Source organism: Granulicella mallensis MP5ACTX8, assembly GCF_000178955.2.
GTDB classification, from domain to species: domain Bacteria; phylum Acidobacteriota; class Terriglobia; order Terriglobales; family Acidobacteriaceae; genus Granulicella; species Granulicella mallensis.
Genome location: NC_016631.1, coordinates 893,842 through 917,514, shown reverse-complemented (window position 1 = coordinate 917,514; position 23,673 = coordinate 893,842). Strand labels below are relative to the sequence as shown.

The window sequence follows — 23,673 nt, the reverse complement described above, 5'->3', positions numbered from 1 at the left end:
GCCATGAAGCGCCTCGTACTCGCTCTTGTAGTGTTGTTCGCCTCTATGCAACCGTTGTGGGCCTGGGGCCCGCAGGGACATCGGCTGGTCGCCGAAGTAGCGTGGGACCACCTGACCCCGGAGGCTCGGGCAAGCGTGCAGGCGCTGCTCGGACCGGAGAGTCTGGCCGATGTGTCTTCGTGGGCCGATCACTACCTGGTCGGCAACAACCAGACGTTCTATTGGCATTTCATCAACATCCCTCCAGATGCGGCGGGGTACGACCGCGATCGTGACTGCCTGCTACAGCCGGGAGTTACGCGGGGCAGCGCCCTGGACAAATGGCGCGACTGCGCGCCAGAGCGGATCGATTACAACTACCAGCGCGTGGCCGGTGCCTCCCTGGATAAGGCGGACCGCACCGTAGCGCTGAAGTTCCTGGTACACATCGTTGGCGATCTGCACCAGCCCTTTCATGCCCTGGGTGTCGGCCGTGGCGGCAACGATGTCGCCGTAAGTGTCTGGGGCTCGCCGACGTGCGGCACACATCCCTGCAATCTCCATGCGGTGTGGGACGAGAAACTGCTTGAGCATCGCGGACTGGACGACGCGGCGTATCTCAAGCTGCTGGAAGCCGAGATCTCCGCGAAGAACATGGTCGCTGGAACAGGCACCTCGGGAGACTGGGCCGTGGAGTCGCGCGATCTGGGCCGCGCAGCGCTGGTAAAACCCGGCACCAATATCGACGAAGCTTATTACCAGGCGAACATAGCAACCGTAAACCAGCGGCTCGAGCAAGGCGGCTTACGACTGGCAAAGTTGATCAATGCGGCGTTCGCTGCGGCTCCTGTTGCAAAGTAATCGCTCAGCCTACTCGAGCGTATTGCCGCCATTCACGGAGATCTTCTGCCCGGTAATAAAAGCCGAAGCATCGCTTGCAAGAAAAGCGACGACTCGGCCCACCTCTTCAGGTACCCCCATGCGGAGCATTGGCACACGCTGCGTATACGCCTGTTTTTCTGCTTCGGTAGCATCGAGAGCTCGTTCCGTGGGAATCCAGCCGGGAGCGACCAGATTGACCGTGACTCCAGAGGGAGCCAACTCACGCGCCCACGAACGCGTCTGGCCAAGCTGTGCCGCCTTGGCTGCGACATAGTTTGCAAAACACGGATTGCCGATCTCTACTACCTCACTGCCGATCTGGATGATCCGGCCAAAGCCGCGCTGCTTCATCCCGGGCAGCACTGCCTGCGCGATCAACAGCGGAGACTTGACGAAGAACTCAAGCTGATCGAGATACGCACGCCATGTCTGCTGCTCGATCGAGAGCATCGGTTGATGCCCTGTCGCGTTGACGACGGCGATATCGATAGGCCCCAGCGCGGACTCGACCTCGCGCACCAGACGGACAACATCGTCCTCTTCGCGAACATCGGCATGAAAAGCCTGAGCCTGAAAGCCACGAGCGTGCAGTTCCTCGCAGAGCTGCTGTGCACGAGCGGCATTGGAGAAGTAGTTCACCGCGACGCGATGGCCAGCTTCTGCAAGAGAGACAGCCATCGCGGCTCCAAGACCGCGAGAGGCTCCGGTAACGAGTGCAGTACGAGACATGACAGAAGGATAGACGGTTGAAAGCCATTACTCCATGGAAGCCGTCGCAAAAACCTGCAATGCGCCCTTACCTTTTACCATCGCCGCTGAAGCTCAGCCGAACCGCCAAAGCCGGGTGCCCCATCCTCGACGCGCGGCTTTATGCGCGGCAGGGTGGGGTATCGCGCACCAGCGCGACCGCCCTCCTCACCTCGGCTACACTCTCTCCTATGCCAACAGGTTTGAGACGCTACCAACAAGCCGGCGACTTGCACCATATCACCGTTAGCTGCGTTCGCCATCGCCCGATCCTCGGCACTCCAGAGGCTCGGGACATCTTTCTTAAGTTGCTCGAACGAACTCGTGAGATCTACGACATGAATGTCTTCGGCTACGTCGTCATGCCGACCCATGTTCATATGTTGGTCGCCGAACCAAACAAAGCTCCTCTCTCTGTGGCCATGCAGATTCTGAAGCAGAGGTTCTCAAAGACTCGCCCTGAAGAGGACGTGTGGGAGACGCGATACTATGACTTCAACGTGCGGACCGAAGCAAAGCGAATCGAGAAGTTGAAGTACATCCACCGAAACCCCGTAAGAGATGGGCTCGTAAAAGAGCCGGATGAGTGGCTATGGAGCAGCTTTCGATCCTATAGATATCTGGAACCCGGGCCTGTAACTTTATCGCGCCCATGATCCATATTGTCCGGAATACCACTGAAGCCGCGAGGCCCAACCGGGTGCCCCATCCTCGACGCGCGGCTTTATGCGCGGCAGGGTGGGGTATCGTGCAAAGCACGACCGCCTTTAGCTTGTAGCAGCAATCGTGCCTCAATGAGGGAGAGCGGTCGTTCGCTACCACGAACGATACCCCACCCTGCCGCGCGATAAAACTGCGCGTCGAGGATGGGGCACCCGGTTTGTGGGTTACCAGAGGGTCGTTACATTCGAGTAGAGCTTGATGTTGGAGTCGTTGGTGAGCAACGTCAGGCTGTTATTGATGGCCTGTGCGATGAGAACGCGGTCGAACGGGTCTCGATGGTGAGACTCGAGATGTTCGACGGTGAGGATGTCCTGATAGGTGATGGGAAGAACGGTAATTCGATACTCTGCCAACTCATCATTCAGGTAGGCGATGGACGAGGTGAGGTTGCGGAGTTTGCCCAGCCGGATCTTCAGGCTGAGTTCCCAGAGGGTCGCCAAAGAGAAGAAGAGTTCATGCTCCTCTGAGAACAGGATGCTGCGCGCTTTCTTCGAGACTCTGGGGTCTTGCAGAAGCGCCCAGACGAAGGCGTGACCGTCGACCAGAACTCTCACTCGAAGTCCTTCGTGTTTTCGAAAAGGTCGGCGATCTCGTCGTTGGTTCCCTTCGAGTCGAAGTCAGAGGCAATCCAGATTTTGCCGATCCCGGCTCCCCACATCTGCTTTCTGGGTCTCTTCGTCGCCGCATGAACAGGAACCAATTTAACGGCTGGAGCACCATTACGCGCGATGATGACCTCTTCCCCGCTCTCGGCTGCTGAGATGAGCTTGGAGAGATGGGTCTTGGCGTGATGGATGTTGACTTCCATGGAGACATGTTAGCTAAGAAGCATAGCTAGTGCAAAACCTGAGAGTTTTGAGCGCAATGCCCACTCATCGCATGAAGTCGCGGCAAAATGAGACGCTCGACATATACCTCGGACCTCATCTTGCCTTTGACCTGACAATCGATAGATACTCTTCGCCTTTCACGACATCATAACTATTCACATAGCTTGCCCATCCCCCAAGACTTGGCAAAGTCTCTTGTTCCAGACTTGTCGAGCGTAAAAGATTATGAAATTTCGCCCGCAACAGTCGTCTGGTGTGTCTCGATGGTTGAATTTTTTCATTCACAAGTAGACCTGTGACTTCGCGTGCTTGCGAAGGCCCCCGTAATCGCGTCTTCGAATGCTGGATCCTAAAACCGGCATCTCTGATTATCTGCTCGAAAGCTAGACGAGCCTCATCGCTGGGTTGTGAGTCACAAGAGAACGTTAGGTCATCAGCATAACGGCTGTATCGCATTTCAAATTGATTCGCCGCTTCAGTGAGAGCCTCATCAGTTTTCAGAAAGATTAGGTTTGACAGATAGGGGCTTGTCGGAGCCCCTTGTGGGAAAACTTTATTACGGGTGCACAAATCTGCAAGCAGTGAAGGGACCCCATCAGGAAAGCCTATGTTCGCAAATATATCTCTAACTTGCGTCCATGAGATTGAGGGGAAGAAATCTGCTATGTCGAGTGTAAGCACAAATCTTGCTTTAAGGTGCCGCTCAGCATGTTTGAAAATCCCCTTGCCAGGAGCAAATCCAAACGCGTTGGGATGGATTGGGATTTTCTCCAAAACAAAGCGCAACAAAAACCGCTGTACTGTCTTGAGAAAAACTCTGGGCGCTGCAATATTTCGGCCCTTACCTGAGCGTTTCTTGATCTCGAATGTTCGCCAGTATTTTTCGGGCGATTTGGTCATCGCAGAAATCAAGCGAGGGCTTACGCCAAAAAGTAACGAAAAAGTACGGCTAGAAACGATCGGAGGTAAACCTCTCCCGTAAAGCTCTCGTGCAGATTTAACAAGTCGATCGACTTCTAGGGAGTTGCTAAACGAAGCTCCGCTGTGCGCACTTACCCTAGAGTCACGGAGTGCCTGTTCGAACTGCGCGAAAGATGTGAAAGAGACAAGCGGCGTGATCACTTCGGATTCCAGTGTGTTGACACTGCTCGACTGTGTTGTCAACACGACGAGTTGCGGTTTTGTCTTTTGCAAGTCGTCGTGTTGACAACCCTTGTATGAATTACCTGATTGCTACATCGGTTGACGAAACATCAACCAAAGTGAAACAACCACGCCACCTGTCTACTTAAACGTAGCCCTTTTTATCCGTTCCTTCAACAAGAACATTCGCGCAGAATCTCTTTCTTTGAAGTTTTGTAGCGACTGGAGTTTCCTCAGGCCCCGTTCAGTACATGAGACTGGATCACTTTGGGCTAACAATTCCTTTTGCCTAAGAAAAGCTAACGCAGGTGCAAATGCTGCTACATCACCTCCTGCATTGAGGTACACGCTACGAAGTTCCGCAACCATTACAGGTTGGTTCAAGTTTGCAAAAAATAAAAGACGCAAATTCTCGATGGCTTGATTCATCAGGATTCACCAAATAGTTCATCTGAGAGTTTCACCTCATGAAGCGCTGTAATCTTTGCCTGAACCGCCTTGTAAACTGATTCCATGTCTGTGTAGTCCAGATACAAAACAGTACCTGATCGCTTAACAACAAAGTCGACAGGCCCCTTCGCGACGAAGCTTTTTGCCGTGCGATGTGTTGGCTCTTGAATCAAGAACAATTTCTTTCCCAACGACTCCTTCGCTACAAACATTCCCAATTCAGCAAAAGAACCCGCACTGCTAGGAAAAATCACGATTAGGTCGACAAAATGGGCAAGCTGCATCTCAAAAAGAGCGAGATTTGTATTCTTAAGAGGAATACCTGTGATATTTCCCATGGCTTTTGCGTACTGATTAATAAGATCCGTGTGTTCACCAAAGAAAACCCTGCAGTTTTTGTTCGTAGCTGTTAGCCGCTCGTTCAAGTATGCTCGAATGTCCCTTTTGACCAAATCAGAGGCTGAGAGCGTTGAGTCAAAGGCTTTTCCACAAAGGAAGACATTAACAAATATCTTTCTAGCTCTTCCGCCAACAAAAGCTTCGAATCTTCCAGCATCGATGGACGACGAGTCTGAAGTCACTCTTTTTCGCATTAGAACGAAGTTGTTTGCCTTTCGAACTCATACTAGCAAATAAAAGGGCGGGCTCTTTCGAGTCCGCCCTTTTGTTTTTGCTTTTGCGCGTAGCGCGTCTCGCTGGACGCGTAGTCCTATTCGGCGGCCAGTTCTTCCTGTTCGCCTTCCATGCGCATCTGCTCGAGCTCGCGCTCTTCGGCTTCGATCGCCGCAGTGACTTCCTGCTGGACCTGGGCTGCCGCTTCTTCCAGCTCCGGAGAGAGCTGAACGTTGCGGTAGTATGCCATGCCCGTACCGGCGGGGATCAAGCGGCCGACGATGACGTTTTCCTTGAGGCCGCGCAGCGTGTCTACCGAGCCGTTGATGCTGGCTTCGGTGAGGACGCGGGTGGTCTCCTGGAAGCTCGCGGCCGAGATGAAGCTATCGGTCGAGAGCGACGCCTTCGTGATGCCCAGCAGCAGCGGACGACCGATGGCCGGACGGCCACCTTCCATCAGCACGCGCTGATTCTCGGCGTTGAAGCGGAAGCGGTCGATCTGCTGTTCCAGAAGGAAGTTGCTGTCGCCAACCTCTTCGATCTTGACCCAACGCAGCATCTGGCGGACGATCGTCTCGATGTGCTTGTCCGAGATGGACACGCCCTGCAGACGATAGACTTCCTGGATCTCGTTGACGAGATACTGCTGCAGCTCGCGCTCGCCCAACACCTCGAGGATGTCGTGCGGGTTGCGGGGGCCGTCGATCAGAGCGTCGCCGGCGCGCAGGCGTTCACCTTCCTGCACGTTGACGTAGACACCGCGAGGAACGCTGTACTCCTCTTCCTGGCCGTTGTCCGCCGTGACGTAGACCTTGCGCTGACCCTTGGAAACATCGCCGAAGCGGACCACGCCGTCGATCTTGGAGATGATCGCCGGATCGCGGGGCTTGCGGGCCTCGAAGAGTTCGACCACGCGCGGCAGACCGCCCGTGATGTCCTTCGTACGAGTCGTTTCACGCGGGATCTTCGCGAGGATGTCACCGGGGGTGACTTCATCGCCGTCCTGCAGCATCAAGTGGGCGCGTGAGGGCATCAGGTAACGCTTGTTGCCCTTCGCGGACTTGATGATGATCGCGGGCTGGCGCTTCTCGTCCGAGGAGTCGCCGACCACCAGGCGCGAGAGCCCGGTGACTTCGTCGATCTCTTCGTTCAGCGTGACACCTTCCTGCAGATCCTTGAACTGGACCGTGCCGGCGATCTCCGTGAGGATGGAGAACGTGTAGGGGTCCCACTCGCCGATGACGTCGCCGAGCTTGACCTGCGTTCCGTCTTCGACCTTCAGCTTTGCGCCGTAGACGATCGCGTAGCGCTCCTTCTCACGGCCCTTCTCATCGATGATCGCGATCGAACCGTTACGGTTGAACGCCACCAGGCCGCCATCCTTGGAACGGACAGTGACGAGGTTGATGAAGTGGACCTTGCCGGCGTTCTTGGCTTCGAGGTGCGAAGCATCCTGCACACGCGACGCTGTTCCGCCGATGTGGAAGGTACGCATGGTGAGCTGAGTTCCAGGCTCGCCGATGGACTGCGCCGCGATGACACCGACGGCTTCACCCATCTCGACCATCTTGCCCGAACCGAGGTTACGACCGTAGCAGAGGATGCAGCAACCGCGCTTGGACTCGCAGGTGAGAACCGAGCGAATCTTGACGCGCTCGATACCCGCTGCCTGAACCGCGGAAGCCTTGTCCTCGTCGATCTCTTCGTTGATCTCGACGATGGTCTTGCCTTCGAAGTCCTTGAGGCGCTCGAGCGAGACGCGGCCGATGATACGGTCGCGCAATGGCTCGATGGTCTCGCCGGCTTCGATGATCGGCATCACGTAGATGCCTTCGACCGTACCGCAGTCGAGCTCGGAGATGATCACATCCTGCGCGACGTCGACCAGACGACGCGTGAGGTAACCCGAGTCGGCCGTCTTGAGCGCGGTATCCGCCAGGCCCTTACGAGCGCCGTGCGTCGAGATGAAGTACTGAAGTACGGTGAGGCCTTCACGGAAGTTCGCCGTGATGGGGGTCTCGATGATTTCGCCCGAGGGCTTGGCCATCAGTCCGCGCATACCGGAGAGCTGACGAATCTGCTGCTTCGAACCACGAGCACCGGAGTCGGCCATGATGTAGATCGGGTTCATGGCTCCTTCCTTGTCCGCGCGCTTCATGTTGTTGAACATGTCGTCGGCAACACGCTCGGTAACGCCAGACCACATCTGGGTAACTTTATTAGACCGCTCCAGGTTCGTGATCGAACCGTCGAGATACTGCTGCTGCATCGCGATGACCTGCTTCTCAGCCTCATGCACAACGGTGTACTTCGAATCCGGAATGACCATGTCGTCCAACCCGACCGAGAGGCCGGACTTGGTCGCGTACTGGAAGCCCAGTTCCTTGATGCGATCGAGAGCATGCACCGTAACCTCGAGACCGAGGTTCAGGTACAGGTAGTTGATCAGCTGGCCGATGCCCTTCTTCTTGAGCAGGCCGTTGACGTAGGGCATGCCCTCCGGCAGACGGTCGTTCAGGATGGCGCGGCCGACGGTCGTGTTGATGAACTGCCTGGTGAACTCAACCGGCTCGGTGTGCGTGAGGTCCTGATCGTCGTAGGCGGTGGTCATGTCGAGCACAGGGCCGGTGTAGCGCAGACGAATGGGCGTCAGCGTCTCTACCTGCTTGGCTTCGAGGGCCATCAGCACTTCTTCGATATTGGCGAACACGCGGCCTTCACCCTGAGCGCCGACCTTGGCCTTCGTCAGGTAGTAGAGACCGAGCACGAGATCCTGCGTCGGCACCGTGATCGGCTGACCACTGGCCGGCGAGAGGATGTTGTGCGAAGCCAGCATCAGGACCGAGGCCTCAATCTGGGCTTCGGGCGAGAGCGGGATATGCACAGCCATCTGATCGCCGTCGAAGTCCGCGTTGAAGGCGGTGCAGACGAGCGGGTGGATCTTGATCGCCTTGCCTTCGACGAGCACCGGCTCAAACGCCTGGATGCCCAGACGATGGAGGGTCGGTGCGCGGTTCAGAAGGACCGGGTGATCCTTGATGACCTCTTCGAGGATGTCCCAGACGATCGGGTCCTGCTGTTCGACCATTTCCTTCGCTTGCTTGATGGTCGTGCAGTGGCCGGTCTGTTCGAGACGGTGATAGATGAACGGCTTGAAGAGCTCGAGCGCCATCTTCTTGGGCAGGCCGCACTGGTGCAGCTTGAGTTCGGGACCGACGACGATTACGGAACGGCCCGAGTAATCGACGCGCTTGCCGAGCAGGTTCTGACGGAAGCGGCCCTGCTTGCCCTTGAGGGTGTCGGAGAGCGACTTGAGCGGACGGTTGTTCGCACCGCGCAGCACGCGGCCACGGCGGCCGTTATCGAACAGAGCGTCGACGGCCTCCTGCAGCATGCGCTTTTCGTTGCGCACGATGACCTCAGGCGCATGGAGGTCCATGAGCTTCTTGAGGCGGTTGTTACGGTTGATCACGCGGCGATACAGATCGTTGAGATCCGAGGTCGCGAAGCGGCCGCCGTCCAGCGGCACCAGGGGGCGCAGCTCAGGCGGGATCACGGGGATCACGTCGAGGATCATCCACTGGGGCTTGTTGTCCGAGCGGCGGAAGGCCTCAACGACCTTGAGACGCTTGGCGTACTTGAGCTTCTTCTGCAGCGAGGTCTCGGTCTTCATGCGCTCGCGCAGTTCGATCGCGAGTTCCGTGATCTCGACGCGCTTGAGCAGTTCCTTAATGGCCTCGGCACCCATCATGGCCTTGAAGCCGGAGGGGCGATACTGCTGGTCGAGCTCGCGGAAGCGGTTCTCGTCCTTGATGACCTCGCGCTCCTTGACGGGCGCGTCGCCTGGATCGACGACGACGTAGGACTCGAAGTACAACACGGCTTCGAGCTCACGCAGCGAGATGTCGAGCAGGTGGCCGATACGCGACGGCAGGCCCTTGAAGAACCAGACGTGCGAGCAGGGCGAAGCGAGCTCGATGTGGCCAAGCCGCTCACGGCGGACCTTGGACAGAGTGACTTCAACGCCGCACTTGTCGCAGATCACGCCGCGGTGCTTCATGCGCTTGTACTTGCCGCAGAGGCACTCCCAGTCGGTGATCGGTCCAAAGATGCGCGCGCAGAAGAGGCCGTCACGTTCGGGCTTGAACGTGCGGTAGTTGATGGTTTCAGGCTTGGTGACTTCACCGTGCGACCATGAGCGGATCTTCTCGGGGCTGGCGAGCTGGATCTTGATGGAGTCGAAGTCGGTGATCGGTCCGGTTAGTTCAAAAGGGCTGGAGCGGAACATATTTTTTCTCTCCGTATGCAGTACTTAGCTCGATACCAACTTTGTGCTTCACTCTCAATCTACTGAGAGCCTGTGTTGCGAGCTTCGCTGCTGTTTCTGCTGCTATTGCTTTCGCGATGAAGGCCGTGTTCCACACTCATCACTTAGTACTTGCGCCCTTGCTGCCAGCTCCTGCCGTTACACAAGCTCGGAGCTGACAGCCAAAGGCGGTGACTTATAGAAGCTAGTCGGCGACCGCAAGCTCGGGCAGTGCGATGACCTCTGATTCGTCGGTGCTGGTCTTCTTGACCAGCTCGACATCGAGGCAAAGCGACTGCAGCTCGCGGATGAGAACGTTGAACGACTCGGGCACGCCCGGTTCGATCGCGGCCTCACCCTTGACGATGGCCTCGTAGATCTTGGTACGGCCATAGACGTCATCGGACTTCGCGGTGAGCAGCTCCTGCAGGATGTAAGCGGCGCCATAAGCTTCAAGCGCCCACACTTCCATCTCACCGAAGCGCTGTCCGCCGAACTGCGCCTTACCACCGAGCGGCTGCTGGGTGATGAGCGAGTACGGCCCGATTGAGCGAGCGTGAATCTTGTCGTCGACAAGGTGAGACAGCTTGAGCATGTAGATGTAGCCGACCGTAACGGGCTGTTCGAACTGGTCGCCCGTCATGCCGTCGAACATCATGCTCTTGCCGGAGCTGGGGAGACCGGCCGCTGCGAGCAGCGCCTTGATCTCCGTCTCGCGTGCGCCGTCGAACACTGCCGTGCCGAACCAGATACCGCGCTTCATACCGGCGGCAACGCGCATGGTCTGCTCGTCGTCGAGGGTCAGAAGCTGGTTGAGCGCTGCCGTGTTCTTGAACGCTTCCTTGAAGATCTCGCGAACTTCACCGGCCTCCTGATGCTGCGCAGCGAGAGCGGCAACCTTCGCGCCGAGCTCGTGTGCTGCCCATCCGAGGTGCGTTTCGAGAATCTGACCGACGTTCATACGCGAAGGCACACCGAGCGGGTTCAGAACGATCTCGACCGGGGTTCCATCGGGCAGATACGGCATGTCTTCCTCGGGGAGGATACGTGCGATAACACCCTTGTTACCGTGGCGTCCGGCCATCTTATCGCCGACCGAAAGCTTGCGCTTCATCGCGATATAGACCTTGACCATCTTGATGACACCGGGCGAGAGTTCATCGCCCTTCTGCATCTTGCCGATCTTCTCGTTGGTGATCTTGCGCAGTACGTCGATCTGGCGCGAGGTCATCTCCTCGATCTCGTCGATCTGCTCGTTCACGCGGGGATCCTTGTCGGCGTAGCGAATACGCTTCAGGTTACGCGTGGAGATCAGCTCGATGATGTCGCGGGTCAGAATGTCGCCCTTGCTCAACAGCTTCTTGTTGGTGCGCTCGTCGTGCAGGTCGGCAAGAACTTCCTTGCTTCCCAGGATGCCTTCGAGACGCTTGAGGCGCTCGTCGGTGAGAATACGAATCTCATCGGCGAGGTTGCGCTCCAGCTTCTCGACCATCTCCTGCTCGATCTGCAACGCGCGCTGGTCCTTTTCCTGACCCTTGCGCGAGAAGATGCGAACATCGACGACCGTGCCTTCGATGCCCGGAGGGCACGTCAGCGAAGCGTCGCGAACATCGCCGGCCTTTTCACCGAAGATGGCGCGGAGCAGCTTCTCTTCCGGCGTGAGCTGGGTCTCGCCCTTGGGCGTGACCTTGCCGACGAGGATGTCGTTGTGGCCGATCTTGGCACCGATACGGATGATGCCCGACTCGTCCAGATCACGCAGAGCGTGCTCGGAGACGTTGGGGATATCACGCGTGATCTCTTCCGGCCCCAGCTTCGTGTCGCGCGCTTCGATCTCGAACTCCTCGATGTGGATCGAGGTGTAGTAGTCCTCGCGGACCAGCTTTTCCGAGATGAGGATCGCGTCCTCGAAGTTGTAACCACGCCACGGCATAAACGCAACCAGCACGTTGCGGCCGAGACCAAGCTCGCCCTGCTCCGTGCACGGACCGTCCGCGATCACCTGACCCTTGAGAACACGGTCGCCCTTGCGAACGATCGGCTTCTGGTTGATGCAGGTGTTCTGGTTGGAGCGCTTGAACTTCGTGAGCTGATAGATGTCCGAACCGACCTCACGCGAGAGCTGCGTGGGGTGGTGCTCGCCTTCTACGCGCACGATGATGCGCTCGGAGTCGACCGAGTCGATGATGCCGTTGCGCTTGGCCAGGATCACAGCGCCGGAGTCGCGTGCTGTAACGCCTTCCATGCCGGTGCCGACGAAAGGAGCTTCGGCAACGAGCAACGGAACGGACTGGCGCTGCATGTTCGCACCCATCAGGGCGCGGTTCGCATCGTCATGCTCGAGGAACGGAACGAGCGAGGCGGCCACCGATACGAGCTGCTTCGGCGAGACGTCGACATAGTCGACCTCGGCCTTGGGCACGAGTACGAAGTTGCCCTGCTTACGCGCGTTGACCAGGTCCTCCACGATGTTCAGTTCAGCATCGAGTTCGATGTTGGCCTGAGCGATCGTGTGGCGATCCTCTTCCCACGCCGACAGATAGAAGCTGAAGGGCTCCAGGTCCATCGTGCGCTTGCCGTTCTTCTTGAGCTCCTTGTTCTGCTTGATCGATTCGGAGATCTCGAGGAAGTCGCCCTGACGCAGACCGGACTCACCGGCGTTGGTGACGGCGACGTAGTCGAGTACGCGGCCATCCTTGACGCGGCGGTACGGGCTCTCAATGAAGCCGTACTCGTTGATGCGCGCAAAGCACGACAGCGACGAGATCAGGCCGATGTTCGGACCTTCAGGCGTCTCAATCGGGCAGATGCGGCCATAGTGGGTCGGGTGAACGTCGCGGACTTCGAAGCCGGCGCGCTCACGGGACAGACCACCAGGCCCAAGGGCCGACAGGCGGCGCTTGTGCGTGATCTCGGACAGGGGGTTGGTCTGATCCATGAACTGCGAGAGCTGCGAAGAACCGAAGAACTCGCGGATCGCGGCCATGACCGGCTTGGCGTTGATGAGGTCGTGCGGCATCGCCGTCGACATCTCCTGGTAGACCGACATCTTTTCCTTGATCGCGCGCTCCATGCGAACCAGGCCGATACGGAACTGGTTCTCCATGAGCTCACCGACCGCGCGGACGCGGCGGTTGCCAAGGTGATCGATATCGTCCACTACGCCGATGTTCTTGCGCAGCTTGAGGAGGTAACGGATCGTGCCGTAGAAGTCCTCAGGGGTCAGCGTGCGCTTGTCGAGCCCGCTGGGGTCCTGGTCCTCATACAGCTTGATGTTGAACTTGAGACGGCCAACGCGCGAGAAGTCGTACTTGCGCGGATCGAAGAACATGCCTTCGAAGAGCGCGGTCGCGGTGTCGAGCGTCGGTGGGTCGCCGGGACGCAGCTTGCGGTAGATCTCGATCAACGCCTCTTCCGGCTTGCGCACGGAGTCGCGGCGAAGGGTGTTCGAGATGATGTTACCTACATCGTCGCGCTCGGGGAAGAAGACCTCGAACGTGGCAACGCCGGACTGCAGAATCTTGTGCAGCTTGTCGGCGGTGAGCTCGGCGTTGGCTTCGTACAGCAGCTCGCCGGTGCCCATGTCGATGACATCGGCCGCGATCATGGCGCCGTCGAACTCGCTGGTCTCCACCTCAACCGAGGTGACGCCACCCGCCCGAAGATGCTTCAGCGCGGAGGCGCCGATCTTCTTGCCGGAAGCGACGAGCTCCTTGCCGTCCGCGCCGTTGAGGGCCGCGGTCGAGCGAGTGCCGACGAGGTGGCTCGGCTTCTCTTCCGCGCCAACCGTCCACGACAGCTTGCCGTCCTTCACGTTGATGGTGTCGACCGTGTAGAAGGTCTTGAGGATCTCCTCGTCCGTGCGCAGACCGAGCGCGCGAAGGAAGATGGTGCCCAGGAACTTGCGCTTGCGATCGATGCGGACGTAGAGGGTGTTCTTCTGGTCGTACTCGAACTCGACCCACGAACCGCGGTACGGAATGATCTTGCCGAGGAAGTAGGTACGGTTGTTCGCCGTCTCAAAGAAGACGCCGGGCGAACGGTGCAACTGGCTGACGATGACGCGCTCGGTACCGTTGACGATGAAGGTGCCGTTCGCCGACATCAGGGGGATGTCGCCAAAGAAGACTTCCTGCTCCTTCATGTCACGCAGGCTCTTGACGCCCGTCTCAGGGTCCTTGTCGTAGATCTTCAGGCGGATGGTGACCTTCAGCGGAGCCGAGTAGGTCATGCCGCGCTCTTCGCACTCGGCCTGGTCGTACTTCAGCTGCAGACCGACAGGATCGCCGCACTTGGTGCAGAAATCAGGGGTGTTCTTGTTGTAGGTTCCGCAGAACTTGCAGAGCACATCGCCCGGGTGGAAGGGGTCGGTGATGACCATGTGGCCGCAGTTGGTGCAGGCCGTGCGCAGGTGGTTCAGACCCTTGAGGTAACCGCACTTGCACTCCCAGTTGCCGATAGAGTAATCGACGAACTCGAGCTCAGAGACATTGCGGAAGTCGGTGATGGGAAACACGGAGGTAAAGACAGACTGGAGGCCGTTGTCCTCGCGCTCCTGGGGGAGCTTGTCCATCTGGAGGAAGCGCTCATAGCTGCGGCGCTGAACCTCGATGAGATTCGGAATCTGGATGCTGGTTGGAATCTTGGAAAAGTCGAGACGGCTGCGGATCGCGCGCATTTCGTTGGTGGTCGAATTCGACATGCTCTCTCCTATTACTTGGCTCGAGGCCCTCTAAAAGTCGCTGACACTGCACAAGGCAGACCGGCAACCGGTTCAGAAGGGAGAAAATGCGCTGTTTAGCGCACCCTCTCGTTGGACTCTTTGTGCGCCTATTCCGGTGCAGCCGCTCCTCGCAGCGACCACTCCTTTAGCGCATGTTGCGAACCCCAGCGAAGCATTCTGCGGGGTGAAAACTTGATGTTGCTTCCGTTCTGAATTCGTCTTGAGAATCCACAAGCGGAAAGCTGCTACAAAACAACCACACGCACCGCCAGCCTCAGCGGAAAACATGGGGCCAGGGGACTAACGGGTTCCAGAAATGACGAAAACGCCCTGCGGGGCAGTGTGCCCGGAGAGCGCAAATGCGTTCCTGAGTGCTGGATAAGTACAGTTGCTGTGGATTGTCGCCGCCCTTTGAGACCTGGCCGAGGCCTCAAGAGATTGCCGCTTGTCACACGTTTCACCTTGCGGGCCCGCCGCTCGAACCGTAAGGTGGCCGGCTCCATAACCTGCTTCGCATTGCCAGGATGAACCGGTGTAAAGCTAGTAATTGCACGAAAGCTGCTAAAAATGCGTTGAAACTAAATTTTTAGAGATCCGCTTGCAAAAATGCTGCGCACCGAGGCAGCTACGGATATCCCCATCGATGAGGATACCGCATATCTGCCCCGGCGTGCAAGCCGAGGCTTTGCGAACCCAAAAATACAGGTCCGCAAAGCTCGTCGAAAAGCTGTTACTTGATCTCGACAGTCGCGACGCCGTCGAACTTCTTGGCGATGGCAGCCGCGTCTTCCTTCGAGATGTTCTCCTTCAAGGGCTTGGGAGCGCCGTCGACCAGGTCCTTGGCTTCCTTCAAGCCAAGAGCGGTGACTTCGCGTACAGCCTTGATGGTGTTGATCTTGTTCGCGCCTGCATCCTTGAGGATGACGGTGAACTCGGTCTTCTCTTCTGCCGGTGCCGCTGCTGCTGCACCGCCGCCCGCGGGGGCTGCTGCAACTGCTGCTGCTGCCGAAACGCCGAGGCGCTCTTCGAGCTTCTTCACCAACTCTGAAGCCTCAAGCAGGCTGAGGCTAACGATCTGATCTTCCAACTGCTGAATGTCCGCCATGATTCTCTCCATTTATTGCTAAATTCTTACAACTAAAGTCTTTACTGCTGATTTGCATCTCCCGGGACCGACTTCCGCCCCGAGTTGCCGCAATCTCTTCAGGTTTCCGTTGCGCCCAGACTGCGCACCCGTCGAAGATCGCGACGAAAGTTGTTAGCCTTCGGCCGCTTCCGAGCTGGCAGCTTCGCCAGCCTGTGAAGCCGTGCCATTCTCAGGCTGTTCCGCACCCGAGGGCTGCTCACCTGCCGCCGACTCCTCGACATGAGCTGCCGCAGCTTCAGCCGCAGGCGCTTCTGCGACCGGTGCAGCCGCCGCTACCGGAGCTGCCGGTGCGCCAAACTTGCCCTGCTCCGCGGCCATATTGACCACGACAGCCAGATTGCGACCGGTGGCGTTGATGACCGTAGCCAGGCGCTGTGCGGGCGACTGGATGAGGAAGAGGAGCTTCGAGAAGAGCTCTTCCTTGCCGGGAAGCTTTGCCAGCGAGTCGATCTGGGCAACGTCGATTACCTTGCCGTCGACGATGCCGAGCTTGAAGGTGAACTCTGCGTTGTCCTTCACCCAGGTCGAAAGCGCCTTTGCCAGCGCAACCGGGTCACCGGAGGTGTAAGCAACAGAGGAAACACCCTTGAGACCCTGCAACGCAGCCTCAACCTTGGTGCCCTCGGCCGACTTCGCCGCCAGCTTGTTCTTGACAACGTGGTAGTTACCACCCGCCGCGCGGATCACCTTGCGGAGCTCGAAGTCCTTCGACGCCGTGAGCCCCTTGAAGGTGCCGATGATGGCTGACGTCGAGGTTTCAAGCTCGGTGGCCAGCTGTTTTACTTTTGCGTTCTTCTTCGCCTTGGTCAATGCCATGGGGAAACCTAACCTTCGCTGCCGGCCTGTAAATCCGGCTCAAGTCTTATTGCGCGAACTACGCGCGGGAAAATCTAGAGGATCAGAACTACGCCTTGGTAGCAACCTCGGCAACAGCAGCTTCAAGCTCGATGCCGGGGCCCATGGTGGAGCTGAGCACGATGCGCTTGATGTACTTGCCTTTGGCAGCCGAAGGCTTCGCCTTGACGACCGAGTTGATCACCGTCAGCGCATTCTCCTGCAGCTTCTGGACATCGAACGAGAGCTTGCCGACGGGCACATGCACCAGCGCGGTCTTATCGGCGCGGAACTCAACCTTACCGGCCTTGATCTCGCGGATCGCAGCAGCAACATCAGTGGTCACCGTACCGGTCTTGGGGTTCGGCATCAGGCCGCGGGGGCCAAGCACCTTACCGAGACGACCGACCGAACGCATCATGTCAGGCGTAGCAATCAGAGCGTCGAAGTCCGTCCAGTTTTCCTTCTGGATCTTCTCGACCAGCTCTTCGCCGCCGAAGAACTCAGCGCCGGCAGCCTCAGCTTCGCGAACCTTCTCGCCCGAAGCGATGACCGCAACAACCTTGCTCTTACCGCCCAGACCGTGGGGCAGGATCACCGTGCCGCGAACCATCTGGTCGGCGTGGCGGGTATCGACACCAAGGCGCATGGTGAGGTCGACGGTCTCGTCGAACTTCGCATACTTTGCCTTCTGCAGCAGGGGAATCGCATCCCCAATGGTGTACGGACGCGGCTCAACAAGGGCGCGCGCCTTCGTCAAATTCTTGGAAAGTTTCTTAGCCATTCAATCCTCGTCTCCCACCCCTTCATGCTCTGTTCCGCATGGGCGTGGTCTCGACCAGTCTGCACGGGAGTGCAGACAACCTTTCCAGTATGACGGAAAACTGTTTGGCGTGCAAGCCAGAAAGGCAAAAGCAACCGCCAAAGCTAAAATTGCCATCCCCCTCTCCATGCGCACTGTCACCTACCACGTGAGCCGCGTCGGGCTGCTCCTCTTCGGAGTCCTGTGCATCCTCCTCAGCCTGAAGCTGAGCACCTATCGCTTCGGCGCCTCCGATTTCAGCGAAATGATCGACAGCGGCTGGCGTATCGTCTCCGGCCAGGTGCCGGGCCGTGACTTTGTCTGCACCTTTCCTCCGTCCTTCTATCTGTTCATCGCCACGATGTATCGGCACTTCGGCGTAACCTGGCACAGCCTGGCGCTGGGGGAAGCACTTTTCTTTGCCGTACTTTGCCTCTTAGGCTGGCGTCTCACAGGGTTGTTGCGGTCGGTCCTGGGTACGACGGATACCTTCTTCGTCTTCCTCTTCTACTTTGTGGGACAGATGATCCCGCTCATCAGCATTAATATGCCCTGGCACGCCTCCATCGCCCAGAGCATCGCTTGCTACACCACCCTGACGACGTTCGTTCTGCTGAAGAGAGAGAACCCCTCGACGCTCCTGCGCGTCGAACTCTTCCTGCACCTGACCCTCGGCCTGACCGGGCTGATCCTCTCCAAGCCGAACACGGCCTACCCGCCCATCCTCCTCTGCCTCGTCCTGCTGATGATGGCCCGGACACCCAAATGGCTCGTCTGGGGTTCGCTGGCGGCCTCCCTGGTAGCGGCTTCGGCCGTGCTGTCTACCGCTCACATCTCCCTGCTGGGCATGCTCGATGGCTATCGAGGGCTCTCCGGAAGGCTGGTTCCCCACCCGCTCGTCTACGGCATCCTGTTGAACCGCCCCGGAGTTCCGGCCATCATCGGGTTGGCGAACCTCTGCGTCTACGCGATGATCGCCCCCGTACTCACGCTCTTTGGGCTTACCTACTGGCGCGAACGCCACGATCTGTTGAAGCGTCCACTCGACCTGCTGGCCCTGGGAGCGTGCGCGACCGGGATTCTCGGCATGGCCACCAACTTCGATCTGAAGCTCACCGATACCCCGCTGGTTCTGCTCGGTATCGCTCTCTTCTCCGTGACAGGGGCCAGCCGCGCGCTTCTCATTCGTCGGCGCCTGATCTGGATGACCCTTCCTCTTGTCTACTTCTGCTTTTTGACCGGAACCACCCGCCAGCGTGGGCAGACGATCGGCCTCTGGGCCAACGAGGACTGCGGAGCGCGCATCACCCTGCACGATCCCTTCTTCGGCACGTTTCATAACTGCGCCGTATTTGGTTCGGTCATGCAGGAGGCGGATCGAACCCTGGCGTCAGGCCCCGCAAATCAACGAGTCTTCTTCGGCCCTGATCTCGAGTTCATGTACGCCCGCAACCACATCGTCTCTCCGTTGCATCTGCCGCTGTGGTGGCATCCCGGGACCTCGTACCCTCTTGGACATCTCGCCGAGATTAACCGCGCCTGGGATGAAGATCGATTCGATACCGTGATCTTTGTTCATGACCTTCGAGCCAATACGCCACAGGCCATCCAGGACGAATTGCAGGATAAATATGTGCAGGTGCCGGGAACCGAACTGATCGACGTCTACAAACCACGTGCTTCGCAGCCACCTGCAGGTCAATAACGCTTCCGCCGCCCTGTGGCAACCCGTTCCAGTTACAACCCTCCAGGCTGCAGCTTAGGTACACTTTGCGGAGGAACGAATCGAGGGAATCTCTACTTGAGTCTGCTTCGCAAGCTCTATCGAACGACAAAGGTCATCGCACACTTCAGCTACGCGGCGGTTGAACTCGCCGTGACACAACCTAAGACACGGGCCGCACGAGCCGCGTGGCTCAGCCACTTCTGCGGGCGCGTGCTGCGCGCGATGGCGGTTAGCTTCGACGTCGTCGGTCCGATCCCCATGCAGGGAGCAGTGGTCTCCAACCACCTCACCTATGTCGACATCCTTCTCCACTCGGCGATACGGCCTTGCGTGTTTGTCTCTAAGATCGAGCTGCGATCCACGCCACTGCTGGGATGGATGAGCATGATGAGTGGAACGGTCTATGTCGCGCGTGGCGTGGGCGGCAGCGCCGCCAAGGCTGCCGAAGGCATGGCCAAAGGCTTCCGCGATGGCCTGCCCGTCGTGTTCTTTCCCGAAGGCACCACTGGAGTCGGCGATGAACCCACGCTTCCCTTTCGCAGTGGCTTGATTGCACAGACGCTGGAGGCCGAAGTTCCCATCGTCGCCGCGTTCATCCACTACGAGCTTTCGCTGAAGGATGTAGCGCAGGGCAAGACCCTGCGCGAGAACGTTCATTGGGGCCCACAGTCGTTGATCTCTCACTTATGGAGCTTCAGCGGCCTGCATGCGTTGAAGGCGACCATTCAGTTTGCAGAATCGCCGATTGCGTTCTCCGAAGAGGCGATCCTGCATAGAAAGATCGCGGCAGTTGAAGCGCAAGCGGCTGTAGTGGCTTTGAAGGCTCAAGGATAAGGACTAGAGAAGTTTCATAGCCTCTGTAGTGTCTTTTGTGATCTCGACCGAAGGCGCAAACCGCGCCTTCGGTCGAGATCACAGAGTTTGGGCGACACTACCGAATAACCGCCTGCCCCACAATCCAGTGCACAAGCTCTTGCCCCGCTGCAAAGTTCTGTTCGCCCAGCGGATTTTTGCGCCCATCGGTGTACTCGTTATAGATCCACGGATCGGTGTTGGCATAGACCAATCCCTTGCCGAAGTGCGAAACCGCCATCAGGACATCCCCGCTATCAACCAGGACAGGCTTCGCCGGTCCTGAGACGGTGATGGTGCATATCTCTTTCTCCAGCGCCTTGTACCCCTCATGGAAGATCCCACCCGTCCCCGCCGGAATCTGCACCAGTGTCGTGGAGTAGTCGGCCCCCACCTCTTTGTTGCGGTCGACCTGGTTGTAGTGAATGCCGAAGCGGTCGCTGAGGATGTTGAAGTGGGTGAACTCGGAGTGGTCTCCATCGTTCTCCATCAACATCAGCACACCACCCGCCTTGACCCAGGCCTCAATCGCGTCGGCGCTCTCCTTCTCCATATAGTTTGGGTTCGGATTCCACAGCGTGATGTCCGGCGAGGGCATGACATAAACCGCGACCCCTTTAAGATCCGCCGCACGCGGAGCGTGATCCAACGACTCCGTGCGCATGCCGTACTGAGCAAACATGCGGCCCAGGAACGAGTAGCCGCTGTTCGCGTCGTCGGAGAACTTGTAGTGGAACAACTCCATGTGTCCGTCGGCGACCTTGCGCTGCTGCGAGTTGAACCACGCGTCCACCAGAACGGTCTTGCCGCGAGCCTTACCGAGCAGATCGCCCGCACGCTCATGTTGCGTGACCTCGCTCAACGCCAGCAGATAAGCACCCACACCCTTGGCATCGTTGTCTCCCACCGGCTCGCCGATGTAGTAGTCATACGTGCCGCTGCGATAGGGCTTTCCACCCAGACCCGCAACCTTAACCGTTCCGGAGAGCGTTCCATCCGGCTTCACGAAGTGCGACTGAATCCCCGCCCAGCCACGCTTTACATTGGTCTCGTAGTTCAGCGGCAGGACGTCCATGCGCACGCCCTTGGCAAAGGCATAGACAAACATGCAGCTCGCCGAGGCTTCAAGGTAGTTGCCCTTGGTACCGCCCTTGTCCATGACCTGCCACCACAGACCCGTCGCGGGGTCCTGGTAGCGCGCGATGGAGGTGAGCATGTGGCGCGTCAGGTCTTCGATAGCCGCTCTCTGCGGATCGTCTGCAGGCATTTGTTCCAGCACGTCGACCAGCGCCATGGCATACCAGCCCATCGCTCGTGCCCAGATCTCGGGACTCATGCCCGTGCGCTTGTCCGCCCAGTCCATCTTCTTCGACTCATCCCAGCCATGACGCAGAAGGCCGGTCTGGCGATCGCGCATATGCTCATCCATCAGGAGAAGCTGCTCGGCTACGCCATCCATCTCATGCGGCCGATCGAAGGTACGGGCATAGTTGGCGAGAAACGGCTCCGCCATGTAAGCGCCGTCGAGCCACATCTGATCGGGATAGATCTGCTTGTGCCAGTAGCCGCCGCTCGCATTCTTGGGCTGCTGCTGCATCTGGTCGTGCAGAAACTTTGCTGCAAGATAATACTTAGGCTGCTGCAATACGCGGTACAGCACAATGGCGCTGCGGCCCATCTCGATATCGTCCATCGAGTGCGCGTCGACAGGATACGGCGCGCCGTTATCAAAGCGAATCACGCCATCCTTGTCCACTGAGCGGTCGACCGCGGCCTTCACATAATCGAACAGTCTGCCGTCGCCCGTCACGCGCCACTCGGCGATCATGCCGTCGAGCAGCACACCCTGCTCGTAGCCCCAGGCTCCGGGATGCCCAACGGTCGTGATGCGGCCCTCGGGCCACTCACGCAGTACGCGTTCGACGACGGGGTTCGTTGCTTCGCCGGCCGCATGCGCCGCACTGGCTTTGGTTTGGGCCTGTGTGCAGGCTGCGCTTGTCAGCAGAAGAACTCCTGCCAACACACTCCGCTTTGCTACCATCCGCATTGATTCACCTCGACGCCAACAAGCATACCGGAGCGAAAGTACCAAAAGGAAAGTGCACACGCTGCGTCAAGGGTTCGAACAACAACAGAACTGGTGCCCCACCCTCCGCTACTTCTCCATCACGGGCTCGGCATGGAGCTTCGCCAGCATGTGCTCCAGCACAGGCCGCAGCACCATCTGCAGCAGAGGCGCAACGACAACGGCAAAGACCAGCCACACGATCAACGCATGCCACTCCCAGCGCCACAGTAGCCGCGTCGTATCCCAGGGATGCCGCTTGACCGCATGGAACAGGGCCTCACGTTCCAGAGGAAGCCCGGGAGAATGAAAGACCGCGATCCCCACCCGCAGAAACACCGGGAGCAGCAATAACTCCAATGGATAAACAAGATGGTTGCCGAGTTGCGACGCCACCACGTTCAACCGAAACACCGAAGCAACCGCCAGGGCGAGCACCGTCGTCGAGCCCAGGAGCGGATTGATGCCAATAACGACACCCATCGCAATCGACCATGCCAGCCGTTGCGGCGTCGCCCCCATGCGCAGCAGTTGCAGCACAGGCTCAACGACGCGCCTTCGAAAGAAACCCGATCGCTCTAAATTCATCATCCTCGACCGGCACCACCACCCATACAACGCATCTGTTCAGGAATATCACGGGCCGTATTGATTTTTAAACCGGGGGTTCTGCTCACCCGCTTGAATATCGATCCGGCTGTAGACGATTGAGGAAGGAGTCGCGTAGGATTTCCGGCATGAAGAACACCCCTTCGCCTTCGAGTCGTCGCGCGTTTCTACGCTCTGGTGCTGCCATCGCCGCCGCAGGCTGCCTGCCGACAGGCGCAGCTCTTGCGCTTGCCTCTCCCACGGAGGCCCCCGGTAAAACCTCGCCCATCCGGCTTGGGCTCGCGAGTTATACGCTCCGCACCCTGACACGCGCGCAGGTGATCGCCGCCATGAAAGACCTGCGGCTGACGCTGTTGAACTGCAAGGACACCAAAGACCATCTGCCGATGGCATCGCTCGATGAAGAAAAAGCAGCGCTTGCGGATTACACTGCGGCAGGGATCAAGGTGACAGCCGTCGGCGCGGTCTACTTCCGGGAAGACAACGATGACGCCGTTCGCAAAAACTTCGAGTACGCAAAAGCAGCAGGCGTAAAAGTGATTGTGGCCGGAGACCCGACCGCGGCAACACTGCCCAGGATTGAAAAATTTGTAAAGGAGTACGACATCCGCTTCGCCATTCACAACCACGGACCGGAAGACAAGCTATGGCCCTCGCCGCTGACCGTGCTGGATGCCGTAAAGAACATGGACCCCCGCATGGGATGCTGCATCGACGTAGGACATACGATGCGCGCGGGAACCGATGTTGTCTCCGCCATCCACAAGGTCGGGCCGCGCCTGTTCGATGTGCACATGAAGGATCTGGCCCAGTCGAACGTCAAGGAAAGCCAGGTCGCCGTGGGCCAGGGCATTATGCCTGTGCGCGAGATCTTTGAGGCACTCATCAAAATCAAGTACCCCGGCAACGTCGATCTCGAATACGAGATCTTCCCGGACAATCCCCTCCCCGGCACAACCGAGAGCTTTGCCTATATGCGCGGCGTTCTGGCCGGAATGGGATACAAGGCCTAGGTAAGTCTGCAAATCGCGCGAAGCGCAAACCGCGACGCTTTAGCGTTGCGGGGCGGAGGGAGCCGTAGCCTTCAGGCCCGGGCCTTCTTTCGGCTGCGAACAAGAGCACGGGATCAGGGTAGTATTGCCCCCACAAAGGCGTCATCCTGAGCGGAGCGCCTCGCGCTTTTTGCGAGGTGCGCAGTCGAAGGACCCCGAGGGACTCGATCCCACCCTTGCTGTTAGGACCT

At 58.5% G+C, this 23,673-nt stretch carries 18 protein-coding genes; 5 read left to right on the top strand and 13 right to left on the bottom strand.

What is annotated here, in order from left to right; translation table 11 throughout:
• The first annotated feature begins 3 nt into the window (after positions 1-3).
• A complete protein-coding gene (locus ACIX8_RS03955; RefSeq protein ID WP_014264027.1) occupies positions 4-840 on the top strand; it encodes a S1/P1 nuclease in 837 nt (278 codons plus the stop codon).
• Between the two features lie 9 nt (positions 841-849).
• Here ACIX8_RS03955 and ACIX8_RS03950 read toward each other — a convergent pair whose 3' ends face one another.
• On the bottom strand, positions 850-1,590 hold the full coding sequence (locus ACIX8_RS03950) for an SDR family oxidoreductase (protein WP_014264026.1): 741 nt from the start codon (positions 1,588-1,590) through the stop codon (positions 850-852).
• Between the two features lie 59 nt (positions 1,591-1,649).
• Between ACIX8_RS03950 and ACIX8_RS03945 the strand changes: the two genes are divergently transcribed.
• A complete protein-coding gene (locus tag ACIX8_RS03945; RefSeq protein WP_014264025.1) occupies positions 1,650-2,264 on the top strand; it encodes an REP-associated tyrosine transposase in 615 nt (204 codons plus the stop codon).
• Between the two features lie 231 nt (positions 2,265-2,495).
• Here the strand turns inward: ACIX8_RS03945 and ACIX8_RS03940 are convergent, their stop codons facing one another.
• The 10 genes from ACIX8_RS03940 to rplA all read right to left on the bottom strand — a co-directional run bounded on the left by ACIX8_RS03940 (position 2,496) and on the right by rplA (position 17,160).
• Positions 2,496-2,885, bottom strand: coding sequence for a type II toxin-antitoxin system VapC family toxin (locus tag ACIX8_RS03940; protein WP_014264024.1), 390 nt, complete (start codon positions 2,883-2,885; stop codon positions 2,496-2,498).
• A complete protein-coding gene (locus tag ACIX8_RS03935; protein ID WP_014264023.1) occupies positions 2,882-3,139 on the bottom strand; it encodes a type II toxin-antitoxin system Phd/YefM family antitoxin in 258 nt (85 codons plus the stop codon). The genes ACIX8_RS03940 and ACIX8_RS03935 overlap by 4 nt, the downstream gene beginning before the upstream one ends.
• A 115-nt stretch (positions 3,140-3,254) precedes the next feature.
• The gene (locus ACIX8_RS25050; RefSeq protein WP_014264022.1) at positions 3,255-4,283 is read right to left on the bottom strand and encodes a retron St85 family RNA-directed DNA polymerase; all 1,029 of its coding nucleotides are present in this window, start codon (positions 4,281-4,283) and stop codon (positions 3,255-3,257) included.
• 162 nt (positions 4,284-4,445) lie between these two features.
• Complete coding sequence (locus ACIX8_RS03930) at positions 4,446-4,733, bottom strand: hypothetical protein (RefSeq protein ID WP_044176130.1); 288 nt, start codon at positions 4,731-4,733, stop codon at positions 4,446-4,448.
• Entirely contained in the window at positions 4,733-5,335 is a 603-nt protein-coding gene (locus ACIX8_RS03925) for a retron St85 family effector protein (RefSeq protein ID WP_150110483.1), read from the bottom strand. The genes ACIX8_RS03930 and ACIX8_RS03925 overlap by 1 nt, the downstream gene beginning before the upstream one ends.
• 128 nt (positions 5,336-5,463) lie before the next feature.
• Positions 5,464-9,654, bottom strand: coding sequence for a DNA-directed RNA polymerase subunit beta' (gene rpoC, locus ACIX8_RS03920; protein WP_014264020.1), 4,191 nt, complete (start codon positions 9,652-9,654; stop codon positions 5,464-5,466).
• 223 nt (positions 9,655-9,877) lie between these two features.
• A complete protein-coding gene (gene rpoB / locus ACIX8_RS03915) occupies positions 9,878-14,374 on the bottom strand; it encodes a DNA-directed RNA polymerase subunit beta (RefSeq protein ID WP_014264019.1) in 4,497 nt (1,498 codons plus the stop codon).
• Between the two features lie 751 nt (positions 14,375-15,125).
• On the bottom strand, positions 15,126-15,500 hold the full coding sequence (rplL, locus tag ACIX8_RS03910; RefSeq protein WP_014264018.1) for a 50S ribosomal protein L7/L12: 375 nt from the start codon (positions 15,498-15,500) through the stop codon (positions 15,126-15,128).
• A 153-nt stretch (positions 15,501-15,653) separates the two neighbouring features.
• On the bottom strand, positions 15,654-16,358 hold the full coding sequence (gene rplJ / locus ACIX8_RS03905) for a 50S ribosomal protein L10 (RefSeq protein WP_014264017.1): 705 nt from the start codon (positions 16,356-16,358) through the stop codon (positions 15,654-15,656).
• 88 nt (positions 16,359-16,446) lie between these two features.
• Positions 16,447-17,160, bottom strand: coding sequence for a 50S ribosomal protein L1 (gene rplA, locus ACIX8_RS03900; RefSeq protein WP_014264016.1), 714 nt, complete (start codon positions 17,158-17,160; stop codon positions 16,447-16,449).
• A gap of 109 nt (positions 17,161-17,269) precedes the next feature.
• On the opposite strand from rplA, the gene ACIX8_RS03895 reads away from it, so the two are divergent.
• Both ACIX8_RS03895 and ACIX8_RS03890 read left to right on the top strand, forming a co-directional pair.
• Positions 17,270-18,883, top strand: a complete 1,614-nt coding sequence (locus ACIX8_RS03895; RefSeq protein WP_044176126.1) for a hypothetical protein — start codon at positions 17,270-17,272, stop codon at positions 18,881-18,883.
• Positions 18,884-18,979: 96 nt separating this feature from the next.
• Positions 18,980-19,738, top strand: coding sequence for a lysophospholipid acyltransferase family protein (locus tag ACIX8_RS03890; protein WP_014264014.1), 759 nt, complete (start codon positions 18,980-18,982; stop codon positions 19,736-19,738).
• 97 nt (positions 19,739-19,835) lie between these two features.
• On the opposite strand, the gene ACIX8_RS03885 is transcribed toward ACIX8_RS03890, so the two are convergent.
• A complete protein-coding gene (locus tag ACIX8_RS03885) occupies positions 19,836-21,803 on the bottom strand; it encodes a glycoside hydrolase family 88/105 protein (protein WP_014264013.1) in 1,968 nt (655 codons plus the stop codon).
• A gap of 108 nt (positions 21,804-21,911) precedes the next feature.
• The gene (locus ACIX8_RS03880) at positions 21,912-22,412 is read right to left on the bottom strand and encodes a DUF2062 domain-containing protein (RefSeq protein WP_014264012.1); all 501 of its coding nucleotides are present in this window, start codon (positions 22,410-22,412) and stop codon (positions 21,912-21,914) included.
• A 146-nt stretch (positions 22,413-22,558) separates the two neighbouring features.
• On the opposite strand from ACIX8_RS03880, the gene ACIX8_RS03875 reads away from it, so the two are divergent.
• Complete coding sequence (locus ACIX8_RS03875; protein ID WP_014264011.1) at positions 22,559-23,443, top strand: sugar phosphate isomerase/epimerase family protein; 885 nt, start codon at positions 22,559-22,561, stop codon at positions 23,441-23,443.
• Positions 23,444-23,673 lie beyond the last annotated feature (230 nt).

Bases quoted from the DNA above. Each gene is read 5' to 3' on its own strand.
- ACIX8_RS03955 (WP_014264027.1), top strand. From the start codon at position 4: ATGAAGCGCCTCGTACTCGCTCTTGTAGTGTTGTTCGCCTCTATGCAA.
- ACIX8_RS03950 (WP_014264026.1), bottom strand. From the start codon at position 1,590: ATGTCTCGTACTGCACTCGTTACCGGAGCCTCTCGCGGTCTTGGAGCC.
- ACIX8_RS03945 (WP_014264025.1), top strand. From the start codon at position 1,650: ATGCGCCCTTACCTTTTACCATCGCCGCTGAAGCTCAGCCGAACCGCC.
- ACIX8_RS03935 (WP_014264023.1), bottom strand. From the start codon at position 3,139: ATGGAAGTCAACATCCATCACGCCAAGACCCATCTCTCCAAGCTCATC.
- ACIX8_RS03930 (WP_044176130.1), bottom strand. From the start codon at position 4,733: ATGAATCAAGCCATCGAGAATTTGCGTCTTTTATTTTTTGCAAACTTG.
- rpoC (WP_014264020.1), bottom strand. From the start codon at position 9,654: ATGTTCCGCTCCAGCCCTTTTGAACTAACCGGACCGATCACCGACTTC.
- rpoB (WP_014264019.1), bottom strand. From the start codon at position 14,374: ATGTCGAATTCGACCACCAACGAAATGCGCGCGATCCGCAGCCGTCTC.
- rplL (WP_014264018.1), bottom strand. From the start codon at position 15,500: ATGGCGGACATTCAGCAGTTGGAAGATCAGATCGTTAGCCTCAGCCTG.
- rplJ (WP_014264017.1), bottom strand. From the start codon at position 16,358: ATGGCATTGACCAAGGCGAAGAAGAACGCAAAAGTAAAACAGCTGGCC.
- rplA (WP_014264016.1), bottom strand. From the start codon at position 17,160: ATGGCTAAGAAACTTTCCAAGAATTTGACGAAGGCGCGCGCCCTTGTT.
- ACIX8_RS03885 (WP_014264013.1), bottom strand. From the start codon at position 21,803: ATGCGGATGGTAGCAAAGCGGAGTGTGTTGGCAGGAGTTCTTCTGCTG.
- ACIX8_RS03880 (WP_014264012.1), bottom strand. From the start codon at position 22,412: ATGATGAATTTAGAGCGATCGGGTTTCTTTCGAAGGCGCGTCGTTGAG.
- ACIX8_RS03875 (WP_014264011.1), top strand. From the start codon at position 22,559: ATGAAGAACACCCCTTCGCCTTCGAGTCGTCGCGCGTTTCTACGCTCT.